The following is a 21,294-nucleotide window of genomic DNA, read 5'->3' as shown; positions in this document are numbered from 1 at the left end:
CCAGCGTCATGATGAGGCCGCAGACGACAGGAGCCGCCATGGTCAGTGTGTCGGACACCTTGGACAGCTTCCTTGCCCGGGTCGCAGACCGCGGGGGTTACGGCTGTGCCCAGCAGACGGCAAGGGCCGTCCAGCACGTGCTGGAAGTCCTGGGCGCACACCTCGTCGGCGACGACCGCACCGACTTGGCCCGGCTGCTGCCTCATCACTGCGGCCCGCTGCTGAGCGCCACCGAGCCGGCCAGTGAGCCCCTGACCCCGGACGGTTTCGTACGCGCCGTGGCCGAGCGTGCCGATGACGACGCCTCGGAAGCCAGGCGTGCGGTCACTGCCGTGCTGCCGACGCTGGCGGAGTCGGTGGACGACGCGCTGTTGCGCCGTGTCCTCACCCAACTCCCCCCGGGACATGCGGGCTTGTTCGGGCGCACCGATCCGGTCTGACCCGACCGGTACGCGGTGCGTGCCTCCGGAGCATGTGGACCAGGAACACCGTGGGAGGGGCCGGGAACGGCCCCTCCGCCATCGGCTCTGGGCGCACCTCCCGGAAGTCCTGTGTTCAGCATGGACTCCGCTCAACCCGCCGCGCGCTGTTGACCGAAGCATCGCTCGGCCGCAGACACGGAACCTCAAGTGCCGGGCCGTTCAGGCAGGACGGCGGCTCAGTCGGCCAACACCCGCGCGACATGCTGCGGATCCAGGCCGGTGAGTTGGACGATGCGTGGCGCAGGAATCCCTGCGGTCAATGCGCGGTGGACCAGAGCTTCCCAGTCCTGGGTGGTGTTACGGAAGCCGAGCAGCTCCGACTCCATGGCGGTCACCGGCGTGGGCGCACACGCCTGCTCCACCCGCACCGTCTCATCCTCGCTCAAGGGAACCGGCAACCGCTCCGCATCGTCGGGAACCAACACCTCCGCTCCCGCCGGAACAATCCTGACCCGCTCGGAGGAGGCGGGAATCCCGTGCGCGTTCAGCCAGCCCCGGACTGCGGGCGTCTCCACGCACTCCAGCTCGCCCACCGCGGCCAAGGCGGCGCCCAGGCGCGGGTGATCGTCGGGGAGTACGAATAGCAGAGCGTCATCGGCCATCGTGATGAGACCACTCTCTCGGTAGGTGAAACTGGCCTGATGCTAGCGCCTTCGACAGGCCGCTCCGATCCAGTCCAGCCGCGCCAGGGCGCAGCACAGCGCGACACGTTGACCCGCGACGGGCAGCCGCACATGCGCCGATTGACGCCGCGGGGATTCCCTGCCCTACGGCTGTTCGGGCTCGCCGTCCTGCGCACCTCGCCCGGGCGGTGCAGGAGGCCACACGGGGCGTTCCTGAGGGGGCAACTCGATCAGTGCCTGGCCAACCGCCTGATAGCTGGGCAGAAGACGGGTGCTGCCGGTCTGGGCCAGTAGTTCCGTGAGGCGGCGCCCCGCTCCGGCCAGCAGAAGCTTTCCGCTCCGTCGGGCCAGCAGCCACCGTATGGCCAGCAGGCAGTTGAGTCCGCGCGAGTCGCAGAAGGCCAGGGCAGTGACGTCCAGCACCAGGTGACGGTGGCCGACAGCGACGCTGCTGCCGACCGTGGACAAGAAGTAGGTCTCGCAGCTCTGGTCGAGTTCACCGCTGAGCCGCAGTACCGCGCAGTCGTCGCAGCTGGTGACCTCGGTGATGGTCAGGCGGTTGGTCTGCGTGGACATCGCACCTCCATCCGACGCCTGCTTCCGGACCGAGCGGACTGCTCGATCCGACGCCGGCAGGCCATCCACCTCGCTGCGGCACGAGGGCTCCGGAACAGTCTGGACGGCACTCCTACGGGTGCGTGTGCCCCGCATTACGGCGGACAGCGGGAGGAGATGAAATCTCTCCCCCGGCACACGCGATGGAGCGACATTCGTGTCCGCAGCCGCGTCTCCCCCGGAGCGAAGCCCCCAAAAGGAGGAATCGGGTCACTCGGAGGGTGCGTCCTCGGGCTCGACTCGTGTGCGCCTCGGGTCCCCCACTTCCGCGGGTCACCGTTCGCCGTTCTGCAGTTTGACAAGCTCTGCGTTGAACTGGGCGCCGGTCAGCAGGGCCAGGTTGGACACCCACAGCCATACGAAGAAGACGACGATCCCGGTCAACGAACCGTAGAGGCGGCTGTAAGTGCCAACGAGGGAGGCGTAGAGGGCGAAGCCGACGGAAGCAATCAGCCACAACACCACGGCGAGGGCACCACCGAGCGCTCTCTGAGCCAGACCGCGCGCCTGCGCCGGTCCCGTATGGAACAGCACCCAGACCAAAACGGCGGTCAAGAGCAAGAGCAGTGGCCATTTCGCGATGGCCCAAGTGGTGTCGGCGGCCTCGCTCATACCCATCACTCGGCCGGCGGTGCGCGCCAACTCTCCAGTGAGCATGAGCGCCCCGGCGCTGGAGACGAACAGCCCCAGGAGCACGAGAGCCGTGATCACGTTGCGGGGAGCGGTCCGCCACACCGGTCGACGGTCCTCGACACCATGCATGGCATGCAATGCCCGACGGAACACTGCTAGGTAGCTCGAAGCCGACCACAGTGCACCTGCGGCCCCGAAACCGACCACCAGCCACGTCGCAGTCTGCCGGTCGGCCATGTCATTAAGGGCGTTCTCGATTACGGCACGCGACTCCGCCGGTACGACGGCGTTCACGTTACTGATGAGGTCCCGGACGGTCGCTGCGCCGGTGAGGCCGACCAGCGAGACGGTGACGAGTAGCGCCGGAAAGATCGAAAGCACCGAGTAGTAGGTGAGTGACGCGGCCCAGTCGCTCACATCGTCGTTCCAGATGGACACCGGGGTCCGCCGCAGGGCCGTCAGGTTCCTCCGGTGTCCGTTGCGGCGCTCCCGGAATCCCGGTCCCTCGGTGGCAGGGGCTGTCCAGGGGTGGAACGTCCTGCCCTGCGCCAGGCGCCTGCCCCACGAGTGGGCGACCTCCCCGTCGCGGTCGTGGTCAAGGCGCGGCTCTTCCGGCTCGGCGTGAGTCGGCTTGGGCGCCACCGGCCTGGCGCGGTGCGCTGCCGAAACGGGGAGCCATTCCCAGAGCCGTGCGCCGAGAATGACCGATCCTAGCTGTCGCACCGTACGCACCATGCAGGTTCGGATACCCGCCACCGTTGCCTTCACCCAGAAGCAGGTCGCCGTCCTCCTCGGTGAGACCGTGGAAGCCAAATCTCTTGCCGGTTCCTCCAGGACGAAGACCGGGTCGTCCCGGACAACGGCGCGGACCACCCTTCTCGATCGCTACCCGGAAGCCGTCGATCCGACTGGATCACGGTTCCACACCGGCGAGCCACACGACCCGGGGGAACGGGACCAGCGCCGTCTACTGCACGAGCCGACATGGGCGCTCCTGACGCGAACGGTGACGGCAGCGCCGCGCCCTCGTATTCCCTATGATGCAGCGGTGTTCGATTCGCGGTACGTGAGAACCTTTCACGAAGTGGTGCGGACCGGCTCGTACTCGGCTGCCGCACGCGCTCTCGGCTACACCCAACCGGCGATCACCCAGCAGATGAAGGCTCTTGAACGGGACGTCGGCATACCGCTGTTCGTCCGGGTGGGCCGCGGAATACGGCTCACCGAGGCGGGCGAGACTCTGTCGCGGCACGCCAGCGACATACTCGGTTCCTTGTCGGCGGCGCAGGAGCAGATGAACGCCCTCGCCCGGCTGCACGCGGGACGGGTCCGTGTCTGCTCCTTCCCGAGTGCCAACTCCACGCTCCTGCCCGAGGCTCTGGCCCGTCTCGCGGCTGCCCACCCGGGTATCCGCATCGACCTGCTGGAGAACGAGCCGCCCGAATCCCTTCGCCGCCTGGCGCAGGGCGAGTGCGACATCTCCCTGGCGTTCACCTATCCGGGACTGCACGAGCACGTCCCGGACGATCTGGTGGAGACCCCGCTCCTGGAAGACCAACTGACCGTACTGCTGCCCAGCGGACACCGGCTCGCCCGGCGCAGGGTCGTCCAGCTCACCGACCTGGCAGGGGAACGATGGATAGCCGGGTGTCCGCGTTGCCGGGCCAACCTGCTGCACGAGTGCGAGGAGGCGGGCTTCGTACCCGACATCGCCTTCACCACGGACGACAACATGGCGGTGCAGAGCCTGGTGGCGGAAGGGCTGGGCGTGGCCATGGTTCCCGCGCTGGTGCTGGCCTTCATGCACCGCGCAAAGGTGGCCGGCCGGCCGCTTCAGCCCGCTTCCCGGCGCAAGGTCTCGGCCTACGTACTGCGGGAGCATCTGCGCATCCCCGCCACGGCGCTGGTTCTCCAAGAACTGAAGGCCGTGGCCGCGAGCAAGATGGGTTGTTGACCGCTCAATCCATAAGCGCTCCTTGGGACATGCGAAGAAACTGTCGTTGGACGTGATGACAGGAGCGGTCGGACGCTCTGCGTATGACTTCTGCGTCGACCGCTCCTGGCGCCTTCACGGCGGCCCGCACCACCGACCGTCTTGAAGCGCTGCTAGCCGGATTACGGGACGACGTCGGGCGAGGCCTCCCGCCCGACCTGACCGCTCACCTCGTCGGTGAACGCCTCGCACCCCACCTGGGCGCGCCCGACCTGCTCACCGACGAGCAACAGCAGAGCGACCCGACCCAGTACCGGCAGCACCTGCTGCACGCGGAGCACGACGGGAGCTTCTCCGTCGTCGCGCTCGTCTGGCTGCCTGGCCAGGGAACCTCCGTCCACGACCATGTGTCCTGGTGCACCACGGGGGTGCACCAGGGCCAGGAACGCGAGCGGCGCTACCGGCTCCTCCCGGCGGCGGACGGCGCCGCCAGGCTCGTCGCCACCACCGACGTCCTCAACAAGCAGGGCGAGTTCTGCGGCTTCGCCCCTCCCGGAGACATCCACCGGGTCTGGAACGCCGGCCCCTCCCCGGCGATCTCACTGCACGTCTACGGCGCGGACATCTCCCGCCTCGGCAGCAGCGTCCGGCGGGTCTACCAGCTGCCCGCCGACTGCTGATGGCTCTCCTCAGGGAACGTCCTGCGCAACGGAGCAGGGAGCGTGAAGCGCCCGCCCTGCACCCGGGACTCCTCCTCGCGGCATGTGGCCTCGCCTTCGCCCTCGCCATCCACCGGCTCGTTCCTGCCATGCCGATGCTCACCGTCGCCGTGGTGCTCGGGATCCTTGCCGCGCACCTCCCCCGGTTGCGAAGGGTGGTGCGGGGATCCGGCCGCCCGGGACTGGCCTACGCGGGCAGGCGGTTGATGCGTGTCGGCATCGTCCTCCTCGGGCTCCAGCTCGGCCTCGACGACGTGGCCCGTCTCGGCTGGACGACGGTCGTCATGACCCTGGCTGTCGTCTTGGCCACGCTGTCCGGCACCTGGTGGCTGGCTCGGCGTCTGGGACTGCCGAGGGACCAGCCCCTGCTCATCGCCGCGGGCTACGCGATCTGCGGCGCGTCGGCCATAGGCGCCGTGGGTGAGGCCAGGGGCAGCAACGAGCGAGACGCGGCCACCTCGGTGGCCCTGGTCACCCTCTGCGGGACGCTCGCCATCGCCGTACTGCCACTGCTCCAGGGGCCACTGGGACTGAGCGACGCCGAGTTCGGGCGCTGGGTCGGCGCGAGCGTGCACGATGTCGGCCAGGTCGTCGCCACGGCGCAGACAGCCGGGGACGCGGCCCTCGGCGAGGCAGTGCTGGTGAAGCTGGTGCGGGTCGCGCTGCTCGCACCGCTCGTCGCCGCCGTCGCACTGTCCTCGCGGCGCCCGAGCCGTGACGTGGTCGGGCCGGGCGAGCCATGCCGCAAACGGGCGCCGCTGATACCGCTCTTCATCGTGGGCTTCCTCGCGGCGGTGACTCTGCGCAGCACCGGGCTGCTGCCCGGCGAATTCCTGGAGGCCGCTCACACCGGGCAGGAACTCCTGCTTGCCGCAGCCCTGTTCGGGCTCGGCAGCGCGGTCGACCTCCCCTCACTCGCACGCACCGGCGCGCGGACGGCCCTGCTGGGCCTCTCGGCATGGCTGGTCGTGGCAGGCGTCTCGTACGCCGGGGTGCTGCTGGTCGCGCGGTGACGCAGATGCGCTCAGTACTGGCGCACGCGGATCATCTGGCAGCACGACACCAGGCCGCCGCTACTCCGGGAGGTTCACCGAGAACACCGGGCCGTCAGCGTTGGGATTCTCCGACCCGTTGTAGCTGACGGTCCCGCCCTCGTCGCCGACGTCGAGGATGAGATGTCCCGTCACGGACTGACCCGGCTTGTACGCCCTGTCGAGAATCCGCCCGTCGCCGGCGCCGTCCCGCGTGGAGGCGTTCTGAGCGGCCGTGTCGGTGTCCTCCCACTCCATCCTGCCGTACGTCATGATCTCCGCCGGAGCAGCGCCCACGTTCTTCAACGTCAGCGTCAGCTTGACGTACTGGCCGTTCTCCGGCTCGTTCGACCTGCCGGCCTGTTCGGCAGTCACGTATTCCGCACTCACGACCTTGACGGACATCTTCGACGTGACCTTGTAGTTCTCACCGTCCTCGTCCGTCTCGCCAGTGGCGAACTCGCCCGTCTCTCCGACCTCCAGTACGGGGCCGGCACCGGATGAGGACGCAGACTTCGACGCCTCAACGGCCGCTTCGTCGACCGGCGCTTCGCCCGCCGGCTCCTGGCTTGCGACCGAGTCCCCCGAGTCGCTCTCTGACGAACACCCCGCCAACAGAACGGCGGACAGCAGCACGGCCGGCACACAGACACGGCGAATGTAGGCGCGCATGGCGCATCCCCCCATGAATCGGTGACCTCCCCCGGCCACACGGAGCAGCAAGCGTAATACCCGGCGCAGGACGAGGCGAACGAATGATCACAACACTGTGGGCGGCTTCCCTGCCTCGCCCCGCCCCCCCCCACCCTGGCGAGGCGCTGGGTTGTGGAGGTGACGTCTACAGGACGACTACGGCACGCTTTGGAGCCGGCCCTTGTGTGAACCCTCTACGCTGCAGCACGGTCGGCGACGTTCGTTGATCACTTCAGGAGGATGGATGGGCGGCAACGAACGCATGTCCGCGTCCACGGCTACACGCAAGAGCGCAGCCGCGCTGCGGGCACGGCGCAGTCCACGCTCGGTTCGCGCAGCCGTGTTGTTCCTCCACGGCGGCCAAGCGCACAGTCGGGCCACGTCGCGCAGTTGGTATCCCTCACCGCTCCGAATGAGACCCTTCGTACGGGCAGTCGCCGCGGCCGTGCCGGATGACGATGTCCTGCTGGCCGAGGTGCGCTACAGGGTGTGCGGCTGGAACGGTCCCGACGCTGATCCTGTCCGCGACACCCGGCGGGCGCTCAGTGAACTTGCCGCGCTGGCCGAAGACGTACCGGTCGTCCTGGTCGGTCACTCCATGGGCGGGCGTGCGGCGTTGCGCGCGGCCGTCGCTCCGCAGGTACGGGCGGTCCTCGCGCTTGCGCCCTGGTGCCCGGAAGGGGAGCCGGTGGCCCACCTGCGAGACAAGGAGGTGGTCGTCCTCCACGGTGACCGCGACCGGGTCACCGATCCGGGCGCGTCGGCGTCGTTCGTGAGCCGCGCGCGTGCGGCCGGCGCACGGGCCGAGCTGAAGATCATGACCGGAGGGGGCCACGCCATGCTCCGTCGGAGCGGACACTGGCACCGCACCGCCGCGTCGACCGTGGTCGGCTTATTGGCCGACGCAGACGCGATCCGATGAGCCTTTCCCAGCAGCCCCGCGTCCGCCGGACGGACCGGCTTGGTGCCGGGCTGTCATCGAGTGTGATCGCTGCCGTGACGGGCCGACGCGGGTAAGGACAGGCCGGGGCCATCCGGGCCATGCGGCGGCACGAGTAGATACGTCGCCATCCCGGCCGTGACCAGACCCGCCGCGAGGAGCAGACCCTGCGGCAGCATCATGCCCGTGATCACCATCGCCACGGAGAGGGTCAGCAGGGCCCAGACCCGGCCTCGTCGTCGCCGGTCTTCGCGCAACTGACGCCCCGCTCTCCGATTGCGGGCGGCATGAGGGCCGCTTGGTTGCGGGCCGCTTGGCTGCGTACGGGTTTCGTAGTGCAGGGGATCGGTACCGGGGTGGGGCATGACTCCCTCCTTGCGGGAACCGGCGGCTGGTTGGGATCCATGCCACCGTCACATGGAGCCGCGTGGCTTCGCCATCGGGCGCAGTACCCATTTCTGGGTGCGTACGGACGCCACCGTGCGCAGGTCATCGACCTGGCTGGCCTGGCGGGGCAGTGGTCCCTTCCGGCAGCCCGGGGGCGGCGAGCGTTGCCTACGTGCGTTTGTGGAGTTCGATGGCGAGGGGTGTCGCGGTGAACATGGAGGAGTAGGTGCCTACGGCGAGCCCGATGAGCAGGGCGAGGGCGAAGTCGGTGAGGGAGTCGCCGCCGAGGACGGCCAGGGCTGTGAGGATGAAGGCGGCGCCCATGCCGGTGTTGACGGTGCGGGGCAGGGTCTGTAGGAGAGCCCGGTTGGCGATGGCGGCGAAGGGTGCCTTGGGGTCGCGTCGGCTCAGGTCCCGGATGCGGTCGAATACGACGACGGAGTCGTTGACCGAGTAACCGATGACGGTGAGCAGCGCGGCGAGGAAGACGCCGTCGACGGGTTTTCCCAGCCAGGCGAAGATGCCGGTGAGGATCACCACGTCGTGGGCGAGGGCAGCGACCGCAGATGTGCCGAACAGCCAGCGGAAGCGTGCCACGAGGTACAGCAGTTGAGCTCCCAGGGCGACTGCGAGAGCGATCAGAGCGCCCTGGCGTAGTTCCTTGCCGAGACTGGGGCCGATGGCTTCGTCGCGGAGCTCCTCGGCGTCACCGGCCAGGGCGCCGATGGTTTGGGTGACGGTGGCCGCTTGCGCGTTCGTCAACTGGTCGGTGCGGACGGTGAGTTGGGTGTCGCCGGATGTCTGGACGACGGCGCGGGGGAACCCTGCGTCGGCCAGGACGGTGCGGGCGCGGTCGGGGTCGACGGGGGTGGCGGTGGTGTATTCGATGAGACGGCCTCCGGTGAATTCAATGCCGAAGTCGAGGCCGCGTGCGGCGATTCCGGAGGCGGCCAGGACCAGGACGGTGGCGGAGGCGGCCAGCCAGCGCCGGGGGCTGCGCATCAGGCGGGGGTTGGTGCGCGCGAGGCGGTCGCGGACCGCACCGGTGTGGGCGATGCCGGTGAGGCGTGGGCGGCGGCGCAGCCAACGCCGGGAGGCGGCGTACTCGGCGAGGGCACGGGTGATGACCAGGGCGCTGAACATGGACGCGAGGACGCCGATGCCCAGGGTGACGCCGAAGCCGCGCACGGGTCCTGAAGCGAGGAAGAACAGCAGGCCGGCGGCGATGAGGGTGGTGATGTTGGAGTCGGCGATCGCGCTGAAGGCGCCGCGGAATCCCGCGGTCAGGGACGAGCGCGGGCTGGGCCGGTTGCGGGAGGCGTACTCTTCCCGAGCTCGTTCGAAGACCAGGACGTTGGCGTCGACGGCCATGCCGATGGCCAGCACGAACCCGGCAAGACCCGGCAGGGTGAGGGTGGCGCCCAGGGCGGCGAGGGCGGCGTAGGAGATCAGGCCGTAGCAGGCCAGCGCCATGGTGGCCAGAGCGCCCATGAGCCGGTAGATCACGATGATGAACAGCGCGGTCAGCGTGGTGCCCACGGCGGCGGCCCAGGCGCTGGCGGTAATGGCCTGCGCACCCAGGGTGGGGCCGACGGTGCGCTGTTCGACCGTGTCGACGGGTACGGGCAGAGCGCCGCCGTTGATGAGCAGGGCCAGGTCCTTGGCTTCGTCGGCGGTGAAGGATCCGGTGATCTGCGTGGTGCCGCCGCTGATGCCGGAGCCGCATGCGACCGAGGGGTCGACCTGCGGCGAGGAGATGATCTTGTTGTCCAGGACGATGGCGACCCGGCGGGATGGATCCCCTGCGGGGTGGCAGGCGGCCTGGCCGGTCAGGCGGGCCCAGCCGTCGCGGCCGGAACCCTCGAAGTCGACGGCGACCTGCCATCCGGCAGCGCTTCGCTGGTCGAATTGGGCGGCTGCCTCCTTGACGTCCGTGCCGGTCAGCGAGGCTGCTTCAAGGCTCAGGAGCCGGCCGGACTCGTCGGCCAGAACTTGTTGGCGGGGCCGTTTGGGCAGCGGTTTCGCGGTGTCGTCGGCACTGGTGGCCGTGCCGACGACGCGATGGAAGGTGAGCTGGGCGGTGCGGCCGAGCACGTCCGCGGCCTTGGCCGGGTCCTGTACGCCGGGCAGTTCGACGACGATCCGGTTGTCGCCGGATCGGGCGAGGGTGGGTTCGGCGACGCCGAGCGCGTCGATGCGGCCGCGCAGCACCTCCAGGGTTCGGTCGGTGGCATCGGCGTCCGCGGTGGCGGTGGCGGTGGGGCGGGTTTCCAGCACGATCTGTGTACCGCCGCGCAGATCGAGTCCGAGGTGGACAGGGACGGTGAGGGCGACGTACAGCGACAGGGCAAGGACAGCGAGGGCGAGCAGCCCTCGGATGCGCAGGGCGCGGGTCAAGTGGGCCTCCGGCAGGCACACCACGGCCAGGGCAGTGGCAGCGGTGACGAGGAAGAAGTTGGGAGAGGTTCAGGTGCCTGAGGCCAGTGGTGGTGCCCGCCCTTGGTGACGGCTCGTCAGGTGCGGAGAGGCAGGCAGGTTCGCCGCCGGCAAGGACGTGTGTGCGGACTGCGGCGGGCTGTAGGCCCTGCAGTACGAGGCGAGGGTGGCGGTGACCGGCAGTGAAAGACGCTCGTCGGGGATGTCGCGATGGCCTCGGACCAGCGCGTTGCAGACAGCGAAGTGCCCATCGTCTGCGTGCGGTTCGCCGGCGGCCTGTGCAACTCCGGGAGTCAGTGCCGCGCTGTCGGTGAAGTCAGGGTTGCCCTGCGCCGACGGGCTGACCACAGCAGCGAGGATGGCCAGCAGGACAGCGATCACTGCGGCTGGGCCGAGGCCGCCCGCGCGGGGGGCGGTTTGCAAGGAGCGTGCCATGCGCCGTCCCCTTCTTGGTCTGGCGGTGGCTCAGTGAAAGCCGGGCTGTCAGGGACCTCAAGGTCCCGGCTGGGGAGTGGCAGCCGGAACCTTGAGGCAGTTCAGAAGGGCGAACCGGGTCAGGGTTCGATGAGGCCGGCGCGGATGGCGTAGCGGGTGAGTTCCAGGCGGTCTCGCAGGCCGAGTTTGTGCAGCAGGTTCGCCCGGTGCCGGTGGACGGTCTTGATGCTGATGAAGAGCATCTCGGCGATCTCCTTCGAGGAGTGGCCCTCGGCAACGAGCTTGAGCACCTCCTCTTCCCGGGGCGTCAGCACCTGGTCGGGAGGTTCCTCGCCCTGGCGGACGCGGTCGAGGTAGTTGCGGATGAGGGCGGTGACCGCACCCGGGTAGAGGAAGGGCTCGTCACGCATGGCCGCCCGGCAGGCGGCGACCAGGTCGCGGTCGGCCACGGACTTCAGCACGTACCCGCTGGCGCCGGCCTTGAGCGCCTGGAAGAAGTACTGCTCGTTGTCGTGCATGGTCAGCATCAGCACGCGCACGTCCGGCCTCAGCGCGATCAGTTCGCGGGCGGCCTGCAGGCCGGTCATCCGGGGCATGGCGATGTCCAGCACGGCCAGGTCGACCTCGTGGGTGCGAGCCGATGCGATCGCCTCGGCGCCATCGCCGGCCTCGGCGACGACCTGAAGGTCCGGCTCCTGGTCCAGGATGAGCCGCACGCCGCGCCGCACCAGCGCGTGGTCGTCGGCGAGGAGGATCCGGATCACGGGCGTGTCGCTTGTGGTCATGACTGCTTCCTGGGAACGGGCACGGTCAGCCGGACCTGTGTGCCGGCCTGCGGTTGGGAGGTGACATCCAGCGTGGCCCCGATGAGCAGGGCCCGCTCGCGCATCCCGCGGAGCCCGGCGCCTTCCTGCGCGACTCCCGTCCCTCTGCCGTCGTCCGCTACGGCCAGCACCACCGTGTCGTCCGTGTGGCTCAGGCGCACCTCCGCCCGGTCGGCCTCGGCGTGGCGGGCCACGTTCGTCAGAGCCTCCTGAGCGACGCGGTACAGCACCAGTTCGGTTTCCTGGTCGAGTTCGGGCAGGCCGACCTCGAAGTGGCGCACCACGCGCAGCCCGGTGTGGGTGGCGAACTCGGTGGTCAGCGAGGTCAGGGCGCTGACCAGGCCGAGATCCTCCAGTACGCCCGGCCGTAGCCGGCGCACCAGGCGGCGGACCTCGTCCAGGCTCCCCCGGGTGATCTCCTGTGCCTGCTGGAGATCACCGCGCAAGGGCTCATCGGCGTCGTCCGCCGCCCGTTTCAGCGTCAGCAGGACCGCGGTCATGCTCTGGCCGACCTCGTCGTGGAGTTCCTGGGCGATGCGGCGCCGCTCGGCCTCCTGCGCGAGCAGTGCGCGGGCGCTGCTCGCGGCCCGCTCATGCTCAAGCCTGTCCAGCATGGCGTTGAAGGTGCGGATCAGCTCGGCGGTCTCACCGCGGCCCTGCTCCGGCAGCCGCTGCCCGGGGCGCAGAAGGTCGACGGTGGTCATCAACCGGGTGAGCCGGTCCAGGGGGGCGAGCCCGATGCGCAGCAGGGCGGCGTTGGCGATCAGCATGACTGCCAGGCCGGCCACGAGGATGATCGCCTCGGTCAGCAGGACCGGTACGGAAACGGTCACCGGAGCCCACAGCAGCAGCGCGGTCGCGCCTCCCAGCACCACGGCGTTGAGAACGAAAATCCGCCAGAACAGGGACACCGGGATGACGCCTTCCTTTTCGTGACACGGCTCTGTCCGTCTTGTCGGTCAACGCGTTCCCCGAGCATGAGCCGCGGCCACTGCTCTGACCGGCCTGGTGCCAGCCTGCCCCGCCCGGCTGGATCCGTCGATGGGCTCCAATGCCCATTTCCGCACCTCGGCGTGCCTACGGCGCGGTGGGCCCCGCTAACGGCCGCAGATGGGTATCACGCCCGATGGGTTTCACGCGGCGTATCGGCCACGGTGGGGCATGACCACCAACCGTGATCCCCCCGACGCCTCGGCTCCCAGCCCCGCTTCCGTACGCCATCCCCGCGCCCTCTGCGCCATCCGTCTTTCGTAGGTAAGGACCGACCATGTCGCTCGATACGCCCCGCACCGAATCCCGTCCTGTGCGTCTGACTGCGCACGAGGCCCGCCAGCGCCTGGAGCACGAACGCGGCTCCCGGCTGACGCAGCTGCAGGCCATGGACGAGGCCGGGCCTGACGCGGCGGAACAGCTGATGTCGGTACAGAAGGACACGATCGAACGGGTCCTCAAGGAGATCGAGGCTGCCTTTGCCCGTGTCGACGACGGCAGCTACGGAATCTGCCAGGGCTGCTCCACGACCGTCCCGGTCGAGCGCCTGGAGATCCTGCCCTACACACGGTTCTGCGTCTCCTGCCAGCGCAATGCCGCCTGACACAACCGCCACCCAGTCTCCGTCTCCTGCCCTGCCCGAGGGGTGAAGTGGTGAACCAGCAGATCATCAGTGGCCGCGACTCGACCCTGTCGATCGAGGACCTTGCCGCGCTGCGCGAAAACCTGCACGAGCAGCGTCTGTTCCGCCAGGAACAGCTCCAGCAGCTCACCGTCCCCGCCACGAGCCGCACGGAGGCGCTGCTCGACCGGCGGGCCGCTTCTCAGCTCGAAGTGCACGTCAAACTCGCCGCCTCCGCCCGCATGGTGCTCGCCGACGTGGAAGCGGCCCTGACGCGCATGGATCAGGGCCGCTACGGCACCTGCCACCTGTGCCGCAGGCCCATTGCCCGCGATCGTTTGATGATCGTGCCGCAGGCCCGCTACTGCGCCCGCTGCCAGCAGGTCAGAGAGGCCGGACGATGACGACACAAGCCCGCCCCCGGACCGCGACCGCCCCGAACCGTACCTGGCCCTTGTACCGCCAGTGTTCCGGCATCGCCCTCGACCTCGGCAGCGCCCGAACCCGCGCCTGGGTGTCCGCACGCCGAACGATCCTCGACGTGCCCACGGTGACCTTGCCCGGCGACGGCACGATCCACCCCATCCTGCGCGGCACCATCGTCGACACCCCCGCCACCGCCCGGATGCTCGACCGCCTGCTCGGCCACCTCCTGCCCCGCTTCGGCAGTCGCCTGATCGTCCTGACCACGCCCGTCCTGGGTGGAGTCACCTTCCGGAAGGAGGCCCGCACCGCACTGGAGCCCCTGCGGCCGCACACCGTGCTGACCGTCCACTCCGCACGAGCCGTGGCCACGGCGGCCGGTGCCGATCTGACCCGGCCGCTGCTCGTGGTGGACATCGGCGCCGACATCACCGAGGTCGTCCTGCTCGCCGACGGCACCGTGACCGATGCCCGCCACGCCGTCCTGGGCACCAGCGACCTGGACCGTCTCACCCCGCCCACGCAGATCACCGACGCGGTCACCGCAATGGTGACCACGATGCTGGAGGAAGACCACACCACGCAGACACTCGACGCCCTGCAACGGGGGGTACTCCTGGCCGGCGGAGGCGCGCTGCGCCCCGACATCACCTACCCCCTCACCGCCCGGCTGTACGCCCCCATCAAGCCCGTTGCTGCCCCGCACACCGCCGCCGTCCGCGGCGCAGCAAGACTCCTCCAAGCGGCGCACACCCACCCTTCGACGACCCGAACCGCCGAACTCCCCGAGCACTCGCACTGAGTTCGGCCTACGACTGTCACCCTCATTGGGGTCCTCGCTGGTTTCCGGTCTTGTACACACTTGACCTGCTGTGGCCCGTCGTGGGCTTCGGCCAGCAGCAGGCCTTCAACCCGCAGGGCTGGCAGCAGTGGCCGGCCGCAGGCTCATTGCCGCCGGCTGGATGCTCGCCACGACCGTCGCAGCCGGACTCACTCGCACGCTGGCCCGGAGGTAATCCGACACGGCGTACCGTCCGAGCTCATTGCCATGCACTGCAAGTATCTTGCAGTGCATGGCAATGGATGACTATCTTGTACTGCATGACAAAGGGGCGGCCCGCCAGCGGTGACCAGCGTCGTAGTCAGATGCTGCGAGGAGTGCTCGATCTGTGCCTGCTGTCGCTGATCGCCGAACGGCCGCGCTACGGCTTTGAGTTCGTGACGGCACTCACCGACAGCGGGCTCGATCTCGTGAGCGAGGGCAGCATCTATCCGTTGCTCGCCCGGATGGAGCGTGAGGGGCTCATCTCCTCGTACAGCGCCCCGTCGGCCAGCGGTGGCGCCCCCCGCAAGTACTACCGCCTGACCGAAGCGGGACGTACCGAACTGACCAGCGGTCGGGCCGAGTGGCACGCCTTCAGCGGGCGTGTGGGGCGAATCCTGACCGACACCGAACCCACGGGGGGAAGCGCACCATGACGGACCAGCGAACCATGACGAACCAACAGGTACTCGCGGTCTGCCGCAGCAACTGGGAGTACCGGGGCATCGACGACGGATCCGTCCGGGAGATGCTCGACGAGCTCTCCGCTCACCTGGAGGACGCGGTGGCCGCAGGCCGCACGCCCCAGGACGTCGTGGGCGACGACATCAAGCGGTTCGCCGCGTCCTGGGCGCGGGCCCGAACCTCTTTCCCCCGCCGGCTGCTGCGCACGGCGGCGATGGTCTGTTTCGTTATCGGCTCGCTGCTGCTGGCCACGTGTCTGGTCCGGTGGACCACCGAACGAGTCGTGAGCGTGGGCGACATCGTCTTCTGGGCCGCCATCGCAGCGGTCACGGTCACCTGGGAGCTGCGGCGCGGCAGCCTGGGGCTGGGCAGGAGCCTGGCGGTCGCCCTTGTCGCCGGCTTGGGCGCAGTGCTGCTCTCCGAGTGGCTGGTCGGCGACGGGGCGCTGTTCACATTGCCGCTATGGGTGGCCCCGGCGCTGCTCCTTCCCGGACTGCCGTATGCCATCGCCGATGCGCGGGGCAGGAAGAGCAGGTGAGATCGACTGGGACATCGCGGGCCGGCCGGCAATGCGGCCTCGGTGTAGTTGCCCGATCCCCGCGTTGCCGACAGTCAACTCACGAACCACCCTTTTAATGGCGACGGCGTTTACTCGCTCGGCGAGGCCGTGCGGGTCTCTTCGCCTCGGCTCCTTGTACGAACGCAGGAGGTGCCAGTCATGGACATGAAACTCGAAGTCGTCGTGGTGCCTGTGTCCGACGTCGACCGGGCCAAGGGCTTCTACACTCGATTGGGCTGGAGGCTGGACGCGGACGTCGCCGCGGACGAGAACTTCCGGGTGGTGCAGGTGACGCCGCCGGGCTCGCCGGCGTCGGTCATCTTCGGCACCTCGGTCACGTCGCAGACGCCGGGCTCGGCTCAGGGGCTGCACCTGATCGTGGACGACATCAACGCCGCACACGATCAGCTGAAGCGGCTCGGCGCCGACCCGAGCGAGGTGTTCCACGACGCCGGCGGCGTCTTCCACCACGGCGGGACCGACGCCCGAGTGCCAGGTCCCGACCCCCAGCGCACCAGCTACGGCTCGTTTCTTTCCTTCAGTGACCCGGACGGCAACGGCTGGCTCCTGCAGGAGATCACGGCCCGCCTCCCCGGGCGCCTCGATCCCGCGACCACGACGTTCGCCTCGGCCGAGGACCTGGCAAACGCGCTGCGCCGCGCCGCGGCCGCGCACGGTGAGCACGAGGCGCGCATCGGTGCGGAGGACCCGAACTGGCCGGACTGGTACGCCCAGTACATGGTGCGCGAGCAGGCAGGAACCGAACTGCCGTCGTAAGCGCATCGACCGCCTCAGACCTCGGCGCGGCCGTCTGGACGGATGCGGCGGGGCCTGGTCTCTTCGCGCTCCCACCCAATGGCAAGCGAGCGTTTTGCTGCATCCGGCACGGATGCTCCGCGAAACCCGTTGGCGGACCACGGCGCCCGCTGCTCCTTTCCCTGGCGCAGCTCCTCATTCAGGTGGTGCAACTCGCGGGCCGCGCGAACAGCTCGGCCGCCATGCCTTTCTCGCGTTCGGTGAAGCCCGCGGTGAGCGCGCGTGCCCGGCGTGACCGGATGAAGACGGTCACGTCTTCGGCCCGTTGAACGATCCACTTCACGCTGCCGTCAGGCCCGGAAATAGGTGTGTGAATCTCCGACCACCAGCGCTCTTCGAACTCGCCGGGATGCTGGAGGGCGGGGATGTCGTACCGCTGAAGCACCAGGGCCTCCGGTTACCCGGTCTCCAGGACCCGGAGCAGTGAGGCCTTCAGATTCCGCTGCCCCTCGACGGGGGCATGGGGGTTTTCCGGGAGGACGTCGAAGAAGTACTTTCCGACCAGCTCGCTCCGGGACCGCCCGGTGGCCTGCAGGTATGCATGATTGACGTAGCGGATCACGAGGTCCGTACCCATCACCAGGGACGGGCTCGGTGTGGCGTCGAAGAACGCCGTGAATTCAATCTCCGCTGTCATCGGGCGCTCTCCCAGAGTTGCGAGTGCGACCGCCTGTACCTCCAATCTACGAGCGAATCGGCAGCCGGGCTCAACCCGCCTCACTTGGCTCAAGACGTCCCACCGAGCTGTCCGGGCGGGACGCGCCACGAAATCGAGGCCAGTACGGCTTCCTGCGTGTGGATCTTGGCTACGGTCGAGATGCCCGCCTGGTCTGCTCGTCGCCCTCGCGGTAGAGCACCAGGTGCTCATGGAAGAGAACGCCGTCGCGGACGTCGCCGGTGGCGGTGAAGCCGGTGGCGTCGACGTAGTCCATGTGGTTGCCGGTGACCGCATAGCTACCGGTGTAGGCGCTGAGGCGGTTGCCGCGGGCTTCGTCGTAGCGGCCGTCGGGCAGGAGTTCCTGGCGGATGAAGCCGTTCGCTGTCACCCACATTCCGACGTAGGGGTGAGGGTCGCGGGGTGTGTCGGTGCTCGTCATGGCTCTACGGTCGCCGGGGCGGCCGGCGGCAGCCAGGCCGCAGTCTCCCCAGGTGAGAGCTTCCTGGGTGTCGCGCACCCAGGACGGACCGCGGGCCACGCCCCATGCCCCATTTCCGCAGGCGGGGGACGGATCGTGGGTGTCCGACACCTAGGTACAGCGCGCCCTGGTTCCGGATCCACCGCTCGCCGAACCTGGTGGTCGGGCGGCCACCGCAGCTGCCGAACTCTCGCCTCGGACCTGTGCCGGCGCTCATCTCGCACAGCGGGGGAAACCGACGCGGCGACCCCACTGAGGAGCAGGCAATGAGCACCACCGACACCGGCACCATGAGCTGGAACCCCGAGGCCCTCGAGGAGATCCTTTCGAATGACAACGGGCGTCCCGTCCTCTTCGCCAACGCCCGCATCCTGACGATGGACCCGCTGATCGGCACCATGAGCGGCGCCGACCTCCTGTTCGTCGGCTCCCTGCTCCTGGGGGTCGGCCCGGGCATCATCACGGCGGCGGGGGACGACAACGCCATCGTCGTCGACTGCACCGGCCTGACCATCGCCCCCGCCGTCGTGGACACCGTCGCACTGGCCGGCGGCCGCGGCCACCGCTCCGAGTACGTCGCAACGCTGACCCCGGGCAACGCCCCCGACTTTCTGGTCCTGCCTGACGAACTCGCCGCGGACGTGCCGAGCGCGGTGGCCACCCTCATGACCCGGCCCGGACACGTCCACGCACTCGTCGCAGCCGGCCGCCCGGTCCTGTGGGCCGGCACCGACGTTTCGGGTCGGGCCACCGCCCCCGAGGCGGGTATCCCGGCCGCCGCGGACCTGACCGGCAGCCCTCGCGTAGGCGTCTGGATCGACAGGAACGACTTCCTGCACCAGGAGCTCACCGCCGACGGCCGCTACGACGAGACCCGGGGCGAGCGCCCGCACGCGTACCAAGGCCGTTACTGGATCGACGGCGACCGCATCGACTACCTGGACGACCTCGGCTTCTGGGCCTACGGCGAGTTCCGGGACGACGAGCTGCATCACGCGGGCTATGTCATGAAGCTCGGCTGACTTTCCCCCTCCCCTCCCCTCCAGCCCACGGCCACCCTCACGACCCCTGTCCGCCGTACAAAGAGGAAGACCTCTCATGAACGTCAACGACACCACCGTCGCCGCCGTCCTCGAAGAGCTGCGGCGTCGGCCTGCCGACCGGCGGCGCATCCTGTTCACCGGCGCGACCCTCGTCACCATGGACCCTGACCTCGGCGTCATCAACGGCGGCGACCTTGTCGTCGAGGGCGACACGATCGCCGCCGTCGGCCGTCACCTCGACGCGGGCGGTGCCGTGGTCGTCGACGCCACCGGCACGATCGTCACCCCCGGATTCGTCGACACCCACCGGCACGCCTGGCAGGCCCAGCTGCGCCGGATCATGCCGGACGTCGACGACCTCGGCGGCTACGTCATGTCCACCCTGGCCGGATACGCCACCGTCTACCGGCCCCAGGACATGTACATCGGGACCCGGCTGGCCGCCCTGACCGCGATCGACAGCGGCATCACCACGATGCTCGACTTCTCCCACAACTTCCGCACCCGCGAGCACTCCGACGCCGCCATCGAAGCCCTCGTCGACACCGGCATCCGCGGCGTACACGCCTCCATGGGACCGCACTTCGGCGAGTGGGACCGGCAGTGGCCCGGCGACCTGAGCCGCCTCAAGGACCAGTACTTCAGCAGCAGCGACCAGTTGCTCACGCTGCGCCTGGCGACGCTGGCCACCGACGAGATCGCCGGCCCGGTACTCGCCTACGGCCCCGAACTCGCGCGTCGCAGCGGAGTTGGGAATCGGCGTGAGCGTGGACGCCGTCTTCGGCACGCCCTCCTCCGACGCGGTCCTGCGCTGGGCCGAGGACGGCATCCTCAGCCCCGACGTCACCCTCATCCACTCCACCGGACTGACCTCCGAGGCATGGAAGGCCATGGGAGGGAGCGGTACCACGGTCGCCCTCGCCCCCACCTCCGACGCCCAGATCGGACTGGAGACCGCGATACCTGCCGTCGACGCGACCCTCGCCGTCGGCATCCGCCCCGGACTGAGCATCGACGTCGAAGTCGCCCTGGCCGGCGACATGTTCACGCAGATGCGGGCCCTGCACGCCATCCAGCGGATGCGCGCGGTCCACGCCGCCTACGGCACCGACGATCAGCCCTCGCGCATCACCACTCACGACGTCCTGGACTTCGCCACCCTCCAGGGCGCCCACACCAACGGCCTGGCCGGCGTCACCGGCTCACTCACTCCGGGCAAGAAGGCCGACCTGCTGGTCATCCAGGCCGAGGACCTCAACAACATGCCGCTCAACGACCCGATCGGCACGATCGTGCTGGGCTCCGACGCCCGCAACATCAGCGCCGTTCTCATCAACGGCGAGCCCCGCAAGTGGGACGGACACGTCCTCGACGTCGACCTGAACGCCCTACGCGGCGAGGTGCAGGCCTCTCGCGAATACGTACTGAACGCCGCGGCCACCGCCTCCTGAACATCCCCGCCGCCCCGGCATTCCCTTCATCGTTCCTCTATGGCTGCTTGTTCTGTTCGGCCGCGAAACGCCTAGTCTTGCCCCATGAGCAGTGGGACACCTTTGGGTGCTTTCCTCAGAGCCCGCCGAGAAGCCCTCAAGCCACACGATGTCGGTCTTCCCGAACACGGGCGACGCCGGGTGCCGGGACTGCGCAGAGAGGAAGTCGCGCTCCTCGCCGGGGTCAGCGCCGACTACTACATCAGGCTGGAACAGGGGCGCGAGAACAGCCCGTCCCCGCAGGTCCTAGATGCCGTGGCACGGGCCCTGAGATTGGGCGTGGAAGCCACCGACCATCTCAACCGCCTCTGCCTCACCGCCTCGCAGCGCCCACGCGAATGGGGCGAGAGGGACGTCAGCCGGCAGTTGTTGCAGCTGATGGACGGATGGGCGCACACTCCGGCCTTCGTCGTCGGCCCGGCCCTCGACATCATGGCGGGCAACTCCCTCGCCACAGCCCTCCACAGCGGGTTCGAGAAGTTCGACAACCTCGCCCGCATGATGTTCGTCGACCCCGCAGGACGCGAGTTCTACCAGGAATGGGAGCGAGCCGCGCACTCCTGCGTCGCCGAAATCAGAGCGGCGTACGGACGCGACCCCGAATCGGCCCGCATCGCCGAAGTCGTGGCGGAACTGTCTGACCAGAGCGTGGAGTTCGCTGAAATCTGGCGAATGCACGACGTGAAGGCGAAGTCCCAGGAGGGCAAGCATCTCAAACACCCTCAGGTCGGAGATCTGCACATCACGTTCGCGGCCTTCACCGTCAATGGGGCCTCGCACCAGCAACTGGTGGTTTATCAGGCTGAACCGGCCAGCCCGACAGCGGCCGGCTTCGAGACGCTGAGGGCCATGGCCACACAGCCGGAGCAGGCCCAGGCAGAGGTGCCCGCGGCCGGCCAAGTCTGAACTGCCGCAGATACACAGGGCGTTCGGACGTAGGTTATGCCGTGAAGCATC

Annotated in this window: 23 protein-coding genes and 1 pseudogene; 14 read left to right on the top strand and 10 right to left on the bottom strand. The window is 69.0% G+C overall.

The window, feature by feature from the left end; genetic code table 11:
• The first annotated feature begins 38 nt into the window (after positions 1–38).
• The gene (locus OHT51_RS41565) at positions 39–440 is read left to right on the top strand and encodes a DUF2267 domain-containing protein (protein ID WP_328884086.1); all 402 of its coding nucleotides are present in this window, start codon (positions 39–41) and stop codon (positions 438–440) included.
• A gap of 218 nt (positions 441–658) precedes the next feature.
• Here the strand turns inward: OHT51_RS41565 and OHT51_RS41560 are convergent, their stop codons facing one another.
• The 3 genes from OHT51_RS41560 to OHT51_RS41550 form a co-directional block, all read right to left on the bottom strand.
• Entirely contained in the window at positions 659–1,084 is a 426-nt protein-coding gene (locus OHT51_RS41560) for a DUF6003 family protein (RefSeq protein WP_328884085.1), read from the bottom strand.
• A 165-nt stretch (positions 1,085–1,249) separates the two neighbouring features.
• On the bottom strand, positions 1,250–1,681 hold the full coding sequence (locus tag OHT51_RS41555; RefSeq protein WP_328884084.1) for an STAS domain-containing protein: 432 nt from the start codon (positions 1,679–1,681) through the stop codon (positions 1,250–1,252).
• A gap of 312 nt (positions 1,682–1,993) precedes the next feature.
• Complete coding sequence (locus OHT51_RS41550) at positions 1,994–3,088, bottom strand: YihY/virulence factor BrkB family protein (RefSeq protein ID WP_328884083.1); 1,095 nt, start codon at positions 3,086–3,088, stop codon at positions 1,994–1,996.
• A gap of 313 nt (positions 3,089–3,401) precedes the next feature.
• Between OHT51_RS41550 and OHT51_RS41545 the strand changes: the two genes are divergently transcribed.
• The 3 genes from OHT51_RS41545 (at position 3,402) to OHT51_RS41535 (ending at position 6,018) form a co-directional block, all read left to right on the top strand.
• A complete protein-coding gene (locus tag OHT51_RS41545; protein ID WP_328884082.1) occupies positions 3,402–4,307 on the top strand; it encodes a LysR family transcriptional regulator in 906 nt (301 codons plus the stop codon).
• Between the two features lie 83 nt (positions 4,308–4,390).
• Entirely contained in the window at positions 4,391–4,966 is a 576-nt protein-coding gene (locus OHT51_RS41540) for a cysteine dioxygenase family protein (protein WP_328884081.1), read from the top strand.
• A complete protein-coding gene (locus OHT51_RS41535) occupies positions 4,966–6,018 on the top strand; it encodes a YeiH family protein (protein ID WP_328884080.1) in 1,053 nt (350 codons plus the stop codon). Before OHT51_RS41540 ends, OHT51_RS41535 begins: the two co-directional genes overlap by 1 nt.
• Positions 6,019–6,078: 60 nt before the next feature.
• Here OHT51_RS41535 and OHT51_RS41530 read toward each other — a convergent pair whose 3' ends face one another.
• On the bottom strand, positions 6,079–6,708 hold the full coding sequence (locus OHT51_RS41530; protein WP_328884079.1) for a DUF4352 domain-containing protein: 630 nt from the start codon (positions 6,706–6,708) through the stop codon (positions 6,079–6,081).
• A gap of 265 nt (positions 6,709–6,973) precedes the next feature.
• Between OHT51_RS41530 and OHT51_RS41525 the strand changes: the two genes are divergently transcribed.
• Complete coding sequence (locus OHT51_RS41525; protein ID WP_328884078.1) at positions 6,974–7,651, top strand: alpha/beta fold hydrolase; 678 nt, start codon at positions 6,974–6,976, stop codon at positions 7,649–7,651.
• 573 nt (positions 7,652–8,224) lie between these two features.
• Here OHT51_RS41525 and secD read toward each other — a convergent pair.
• The 3 genes from secD to OHT51_RS41510 form a co-directional block, all read right to left on the bottom strand.
• On the bottom strand, positions 8,225–10,453 hold the full coding sequence (gene secD / locus OHT51_RS41520) for a protein translocase subunit SecD (RefSeq protein ID WP_328884077.1): 2,229 nt from the start codon (positions 10,451–10,453) through the stop codon (positions 8,225–8,227).
• A gap of 593 nt (positions 10,454–11,046) precedes the next feature.
• A complete protein-coding gene (locus OHT51_RS41515; protein ID WP_328884076.1) occupies positions 11,047–11,712 on the bottom strand; it encodes a response regulator transcription factor in 666 nt (221 codons plus the stop codon).
• A complete protein-coding gene (locus OHT51_RS41510; RefSeq protein WP_328884075.1) occupies positions 11,709–12,662 on the bottom strand; it encodes a HAMP domain-containing sensor histidine kinase in 954 nt (317 codons plus the stop codon). The genes OHT51_RS41515 and OHT51_RS41510 overlap by 4 nt, the downstream gene beginning before the upstream one ends.
• Positions 12,663–13,018: 356 nt before the next feature.
• On the opposite strand from OHT51_RS41510, the gene OHT51_RS41505 reads away from it, so the two are divergent.
• The 6 genes from OHT51_RS41505 to OHT51_RS41480 all read left to right on the top strand — a co-directional run bounded on the left by OHT51_RS41505 (position 13,019) and on the right by OHT51_RS41480 (position 16,629).
• Positions 13,019–13,345: a TraR/DksA C4-type zinc finger protein gene (locus OHT51_RS41505; RefSeq protein ID WP_328884074.1), complete on the top strand. Its 327-nt coding sequence runs from the start codon at positions 13,019–13,021 to the stop codon at positions 13,343–13,345.
• 47 nt (positions 13,346–13,392) lie between these two features.
• The gene (locus OHT51_RS41500; RefSeq protein ID WP_328884073.1) at positions 13,393–13,767 is read left to right on the top strand and encodes a TraR/DksA family transcriptional regulator; all 375 of its coding nucleotides are present in this window, start codon (positions 13,393–13,395) and stop codon (positions 13,765–13,767) included.
• Positions 13,764–14,588 carry a hypothetical protein gene (locus OHT51_RS41495; protein ID WP_328884072.1) on the top strand — a complete coding sequence of 275 codons (825 nt, stop codon included), beginning with the start codon at positions 13,764–13,766 and terminating at the stop codon, positions 14,586–14,588. The genes OHT51_RS41500 and OHT51_RS41495 overlap by 4 nt, the downstream gene beginning before the upstream one ends.
• A 299-nt stretch (positions 14,589–14,887) precedes the next feature.
• Positions 14,888–15,265 (top strand): PadR family transcriptional regulator, encoded by a 378-nt coding sequence (locus OHT51_RS41490; protein WP_328884071.1) that lies wholly within the window; start codon positions 14,888–14,890, stop codon positions 15,263–15,265.
• Between the two features lie 14 nt (positions 15,266–15,279).
• Positions 15,280–15,831: a hypothetical protein gene (locus OHT51_RS41485; RefSeq protein WP_328884070.1), complete on the top strand. Its 552-nt coding sequence runs from the start codon at positions 15,280–15,282 to the stop codon at positions 15,829–15,831.
• A gap of 180 nt (positions 15,832–16,011) precedes the next feature.
• A complete protein-coding gene (locus OHT51_RS41480) occupies positions 16,012–16,629 on the top strand; it encodes a VOC family protein (protein ID WP_328884069.1) in 618 nt (205 codons plus the stop codon).
• Between the two features lie 178 nt (positions 16,630–16,807).
• Here the strand turns inward: OHT51_RS41480 and OHT51_RS41475 are convergent, their stop codons facing one another.
• From OHT51_RS41475 to OHT51_RS41465, 3 genes are all read right to left on the bottom strand, one after another.
• Complete coding sequence (locus OHT51_RS41475) at positions 16,808–17,053, bottom strand: hypothetical protein (protein ID WP_328884068.1); 246 nt, start codon at positions 17,051–17,053, stop codon at positions 16,808–16,810.
• Positions 17,054–17,065: 12 nt separating this feature from the next.
• Positions 17,066–17,305: a PAS domain-containing protein gene (locus OHT51_RS41470; RefSeq protein WP_328884067.1), complete on the bottom strand. Its 240-nt coding sequence runs from the start codon at positions 17,303–17,305 to the stop codon at positions 17,066–17,068.
• Between the two features lie 169 nt (positions 17,306–17,474).
• A complete protein-coding gene (locus OHT51_RS41465) occupies positions 17,475–17,765 on the bottom strand; it encodes an Atu4866 domain-containing protein (RefSeq protein WP_328884066.1) in 291 nt (96 codons plus the stop codon).
• A 305-nt stretch (positions 17,766–18,070) separates the two neighbouring features.
• Here OHT51_RS41465 and OHT51_RS41460 point away from each other — a divergent pair, with 305 nt between their 5' ends.
• The 3 genes and pseudogenes from OHT51_RS41460 (at position 18,071) to OHT51_RS41450 (ending at position 21,243) form a co-directional block, all read left to right on the top strand.
• The gene (locus OHT51_RS41460; protein WP_328884065.1) at positions 18,071–18,826 is read left to right on the top strand and encodes an Atu4866 domain-containing protein; all 756 of its coding nucleotides are present in this window, start codon (positions 18,071–18,073) and stop codon (positions 18,824–18,826) included.
• Between the two features lie 76 nt (positions 18,827–18,902).
• Positions 18,903–20,298, top strand: a pseudogene (locus OHT51_RS41455) (amidohydrolase family protein).
• Between the two features lie 84 nt (positions 20,299–20,382).
• Complete coding sequence (locus tag OHT51_RS41450; RefSeq protein ID WP_328884064.1) at positions 20,383–21,243, top strand: helix-turn-helix transcriptional regulator; 861 nt, start codon at positions 20,383–20,385, stop codon at positions 21,241–21,243.
• Positions 21,244–21,294: the final 51 nt, after the last annotated feature.

Source organism: Streptomyces sp. NBC_00299, assembly GCF_036173045.1.
Taxonomy (GTDB): domain Bacteria; phylum Actinomycetota; class Actinomycetes; order Streptomycetales; family Streptomycetaceae; genus Streptomyces; species Streptomyces machairae.
The sequence above is the reverse complement of the archived record's forward strand: the minus strand, read 5'-3'. Positions and strand labels throughout refer to the sequence as shown.